3 protein-coding genes and 1 pseudogene are annotated in these 5,220 nt (G+C 56.0%); 2 read left to right on the top strand and 2 right to left on the bottom strand.

Annotation, left to right across the window (positions count from 1 at the left end; genetic code table 11):
- Window positions 1-90: 90 nt before the first annotated feature.
- A pseudogene (locus tag BU124_RS14335) lies at window positions 91-318 on the top strand (hypothetical protein); the annotation flags it as partial.
- A 446-nt stretch (window positions 319-764) separates the two neighbouring features.
- Window positions 765-1,760: an HNH endonuclease gene (locus BU124_RS14690; RefSeq protein ID WP_143530024.1), complete on the top strand. Its 996-nt coding sequence runs from the start codon at window positions 765-767 to the stop codon at window positions 1,758-1,760.
- On the opposite strand, the gene BU124_RS14965 is transcribed toward BU124_RS14690, so the two are convergent.
- Both BU124_RS14965 and BU124_RS14315 read right to left on the bottom strand, forming a co-directional pair.
- Entirely contained in the window at window positions 1,757-4,396 is a 2,640-nt protein-coding gene (locus BU124_RS14965; RefSeq protein WP_218775117.1) for a TRM11 family methyltransferase, read from the bottom strand. The two genes, BU124_RS14690 and BU124_RS14965, sit on opposite strands and share 4 nt — an antisense overlap.
- Before the next feature lie 109 nt (window positions 4,397-4,505).
- Window positions 4,506-4,997: a terminase gpA endonuclease subunit gene (locus BU124_RS14315; protein WP_245831707.1), complete on the bottom strand. Its 492-nt coding sequence runs from the start codon at window positions 4,995-4,997 to the stop codon at window positions 4,506-4,508.
- Window positions 4,998-5,220: the final 223 nt, after the last annotated feature.

The following is a 5,220-nucleotide window of genomic DNA, read 5'->3' as shown; positions in this document are numbered from 1 at the left end:
CAGGTCGCGTGTGGACGCGACGACCACGGACAGCACCGACGAGCGCTCAGTGCAGTTTGGTATGTCGTGACCAAAGGTGGTGGCAGATTGCGCGAGGTAACCGCGCCCTCCTACATGACCCGCGTCCTTAGGCTGACGCTGCTCGCTCCCGACATCGTCGAGGCGATCCTGGACGGGAGTCAGGGGCCGGAGGTGACATTGGCGCGGGTGCTGGAGCCCTTTCCGACCGCTTGGGAGCTGCAGGTTCAGAGCTCCAGGCTGGCGAAACCAAAGCCACTCTCGACCATCCCATGCACGGCCATGTCCTGCATCCAGTAAAAATCCGCGAGCCCGTCAAGGGTGGCAGCGCAGCTACAGCGCCTAGAGCCGCTCACGCACCGTGCGGTCCGAATGAGAACATTGCGCCTTGATCCCGGCGCCGCCGACACTATACCTAAGGTGTTAACCGCCGCCGCAACCCACGGGTTGTTCCGCGCATACCACCCGGCCCGCCGCGCCGCCGTGGTCGCGCCCGCCAGGATCGCCGCGTTCAGCCCGTCGACCGTCCGCGCCCCCTCCCAACGCCGCCCGCCCCCCGCAGCGTCGAAGCCGCGAGCGCGCGAGAGGCCGAGAAGGCGATGGAGAAAGGTCCGCATGGGCGACAGAATCGCCCGAAACTGACCCTCAAGCTATTGGGAATGTTTGGGACTCCCAAGAGGCGCGCTTCCGTCCCAGGCGCACCTCCCCCGGATTGTGTTTGAAGAATGCCTCCAGTAGAAAGAGGTATGGCGAGACGCAAGGCATACACCGAAGTCAAAAAGCTCGATCAAGTACGGGCAGCCCATGTCAAAGACATGGGAGACGTCGTTTTCAAGCTATTTCAGTGTTTCAACCCTGAGTGCCAAGAGATCATAGCAGTCCGAGAAGACACGCTGGGTGAAGACTTTGAGATTGAGTGCCGCGTGTGTGGGTATGTGCACCGGATGGGCGACGCTCAGAAGTTTTACGATTACGAGCTCTGGAACACGACAACTAATAAAAAAATTGAGGATGGGTCATTCGAAATTCTAATCGACGACTATGTTGCTGAGGCGATGCGGTACAAATGTTGCATCATCTGTAATACCCTGAAGCCACTAGAGGCATTCCATAAACACGCGCCGCGGAAGTCTGGTAGGCAAGGAGAGTGTCGTCTCTGCAAGACCGTCTACAATGGGATTAAGAATCAGACACGGATAACCGATCAGCATCGAGAAGCTGCGCAAAAGAGACGCCTTTACCTCGACATCACGGGCCCAGGTAAGATTGACGGTGGCCTGGTCCGGAAGAGATTCGACAATAAGTGTTTTAAGTGTAGATGCGATCTGAGCAACCCGACGGAAGGCCATTTGGATCATACGCTTCCGGTTTCACTCCTGTGGCCGTTAACCACAGATAACGCTACGTTGCTGTGTGGACGTCACAATGGTGAGAAATCTGGTAGTTGGCCCAGCGAGTACTATTCTGACGCAGAATTGAAGCGTTTGGCGATAAGTACTGGCGTACCATATGAGACACTTCGGGGCCCTGCGCACATCAACCCAGACGCTCTAAGCGCGTTGAAAAACAGGGTTTTCGTCGACCAGCTGCTTGCAAAATACGCCGCCTACATCGATGAGATCATCAAGGTCAGAAATAGAATTCTCCGGATGACAGGATTCGACTTTTTTTCTGTCTCGACGTCGATCTCCCAGAGCATCATCGAGCAAGCTGACAAACAACTCAGCAGCGCGGCCAGTTAGCTTTGAAGTACGAGATACTGGTGCGCTGTCACGGAGCCCTTGTCTCGGAGGCCGTGCTTTTCACAGTGCTCCACACTCTCGGAAAAAACGTCAAAGGTCCTGAAGAACGGCTGTGCAACCTTCGCAATCTCTTCGGCCATGTCGCACTTCTTGCTTTCTCCGAGGTGAAACACCAAGAAGCCTCCAGGCTTCAATCGTTCACGGGATTGCCGAATGATTGGCTCATAGACATCAAACCCAGTTTTCTGGCGTTCATCGATATACTTCTGTGGCTGTTTTTTGAAGTCTTCAGCCTCCCATCCAGAAAACCACAAGCGCATCCAGTTCCCCAGATAGAAGCGCGTGCTATCAAAAAAGGGTGGGGAAGTGATGACTGCATCGATGTTGTGGATTTCGCGGGGCCAAGGATCGGTCGAGTCCATCTGCCAAATGTGACCTTCGCGAAAATCATCTCCACGGTCAACGTCAAGGCTGCGTTCGATCTTCGTGCGAAGTCGCTCCATCAGGCTTCGATACTCGAAAGGCCCAGTTGGAGCATATGGCGTCAATGGGTGCGACCGTCGGCTTAGGGCGTAAGGCCTGTTTCCATGCAGGATGTGCTGCAAAGCAGCATGGACCAGGGACAGAGCGGGCGACGAGCAATCGTTCAATGCCATGAACTTCCTGGCGCCGAGAACTTCATTAAAAGTGTCTGGATGGAAATATTCATCAAGCTTCTTGTTGAACGTGATCTGTAATGCGCGCTCTATTTCGATATCGCTAGCCCGGTAGTCGCCCAAAAAGGCTTCGAGGTTATCGAGGACCTCATCAATGTCACAGCGGCTTGGGGAGGTAAGTTTAGCGTGGGAGATCCGAAATGCTGATGGGCTAATCTCAAACGCGAAGGAAGTGGCGCCGCGCAGAGATCCCTCAAACGGTATCGTGCCCACGCCAGAGAATGGGTCCAGCATGGAACCGCCGTCTCCAACGAAGATATCGACTAGGCTGGATGCAATCGCGGGCTTCAGCTTGCCCTGGTACGAGCAAAGTGAGTGCAGCTTGTTTCCCCAATTGCGCGCAGCCATTCCAGGTTGCCGATGTGGCAGGCTTGTTTTGAACGATTGCCATTTCGAGCGGGTGGATATGCGTTCCACACGACCTTTGGACGGTTTCTCAAGGACAAGAAGGGATTGCCGTAGCTTCTGTCCACTACGGGACATGCGTTCGCGAAGGGTCACGTCGTCCTTCAACTCGAAGCCGAGACGTTCGCCAATCTCGACAATTAGTTGATCTGTGGGCACATGGACGCCGCCATAGACACTATCTCCGATGTCGATGCAGACACGACCATGCTCCGGCAACGCCGCGAGAGCTGGGCGGAGCGCCTCATGCATGTCGTTAAAGTAAGTACGCACCATTGCTGGTATGCGCTGATCGTAAGCGCATTCAGTTATTTCGCTCACGATCTGATCGAGCGTCTCAGATGCAAACCTACCATCGCGCCGATTAGCCTTGGCTTTTGTCACATCGTTGATGCCTGCCGTAATCGCCTGGTCTCGAAACGCGCTCAGGTCCGCTTTCGAATTGAGATGTCCGAGAAACCAAAGTTCGACTTTAGTGTTACGGAAGTAGTTTGTTCCATTCAGATACGGTGGAGAGGTGATAATGGCATCTAGGCTGTCATTGTATCGATTTTCCAGCGCACTCATCCCTACCTGAAGGATTGAGCCGTTCGAAGGCCTCAATTCATGGAGATCGTTTGCGATCAGTTCAAGAGAGGAGGCGAAGGCCTCAATGAAGTCCTCAGCTCCACGTCTTTCCTCAGCCTCGCGCTTGAAACGGAGGTCGCCTCTGCGAATGAGACGCGAGGCCGGAATAAGGCTGCGGATCGCCGCTACCTCAGCGAGTTGGCGAACAGAGGAAATTCCGATTTGATCTAGGATACTGCGAACGCGAAGAATGGCTTCGTACTGCTCTGGCGAAAAGAACTCGCTCTTTCCAAAGGTCGCGCGGTAACTGACGTTCAGCTTCTCATGCCGCGGGTAGTTCGCCGCTTTGTCCTTGGCAACCTTCGCGAGCGCCAGAAGCTTTTTGGCATATTCACTGCGCTTATCGTGACTGAGGGTTCGCGCTTGCGACTTTGCCTTGATCACATGGATGCACAGTGGGTTTACATCCGAGAAAAGCCCCGTCTTCCCGAGGCCCATGATGGTCATTGGTGTCGTCCCAGACCCAGCAAATGGATCTAGGACACGCTTTGCGCCATCGCAGTATCGGCTATATACTTCCCATACGAAATCTGGAGAGTAGCCTTCAAGATAAGGAAACCAGTTGTGCAACGGGTCGTGGCGGCCACCTGCGAACGTTACCTGGAGCTGGTCTTTGAACGCCCCTTCGTCGGTCAAGAGACCGGAAGCTACATGTTCGCTCAGACGAATCTTGCAGAAATTGTTGATGTTTGAGCGAGCATTCTGCGCGGCGCGTTCGAGGTCATCGAAACTGTCGACGCCTATGAGCTTTCGCAGCCTAGCGCTGCTTAGATGCTCTACGCTCTGGAACAGGTCGGCTTCGTCGGGGCCAAAGGCGACGGTAAGCCCGCGGCGCCCCCGGTGATTTCCCGCCAAGTCGGAAAAATAGATCGTCTTGTGATGTTGCACTGCCCGCCCCACGTTCCCGGGTTGTTCATTTTGGTTGTAGGTACCATTAAGGACCTGAAGCGTCCACTGGGAAAATGCGTTGCAAGCTACTCCATCCAAGTAGAGCGGATCAGCCTCCGGCATCCGTCCGCGTCGGTGGTGACGCCACCCCTCCACCTTCTCGTTCAGCCTGAATCCCATCCTGATGAGCCCGTGCAGGGCGGCGTGGGCTTAGGCGAAGGTGTCGAGGCTTGCCGTCGCCATTAGGCAGCCAGTAGCGGATAAGGCGTCCGCGCTCGAAGCGGGTGACGACGCACTCGGCGGTCAGATGGCGGAAGTAGTTGGCGCCGAGGTGGCGGGGGAAATGGATGACGCCGGGGCCGGACTGGGGCAGGCGCAGGCGGGCGAAGACGGCGTCCTTCACCGCGTCCACACCGACGATGAAGATCGGGATCTTGCACTTGTTGGTGCGGGTGGGGTGGCGCGCCCACACGGGAATGCCGGGCCCGTGGCGGCCCTTGATCGCCCAGATTCGGCGGACAAGGCGGGCACGCAGAGCTCCATTGCTATCGGCCGCTGTTGGCTGCCATGATCGCAGCCATGGGTTCGATACGTGTTCCATCTCGCGAACGCCACTGGTGTCGAAGTGTTTGGCTGATGCCTCTGGAAAGCCCTTTTTTCCAAATGCTTATAAACAATTCACCAAAATGGCGCAGTCATCAGGTCCGGAGAATATCGGCCCTGAGAGACCGCTTCCGGGCCACTTGGCAACGGGGCCAGTGCTCAGCCCCGCCCGCATAACCCTCGAAAACAACGAAAAAATCCGGCCCCGGCCGCATGGGGAG

The sequence above is a fragment of the Salibaculum halophilum genome (assembly GCF_002094885.1).
Taxonomy (GTDB): Bacteria; Pseudomonadota; Alphaproteobacteria; order Rhodobacterales; family Rhodobacteraceae; genus Salibaculum; species Salibaculum halophilum.
The sequence above is the reverse complement of the archived record's forward strand: the minus strand, read 5'-3'. Positions and strand labels throughout refer to the sequence as shown.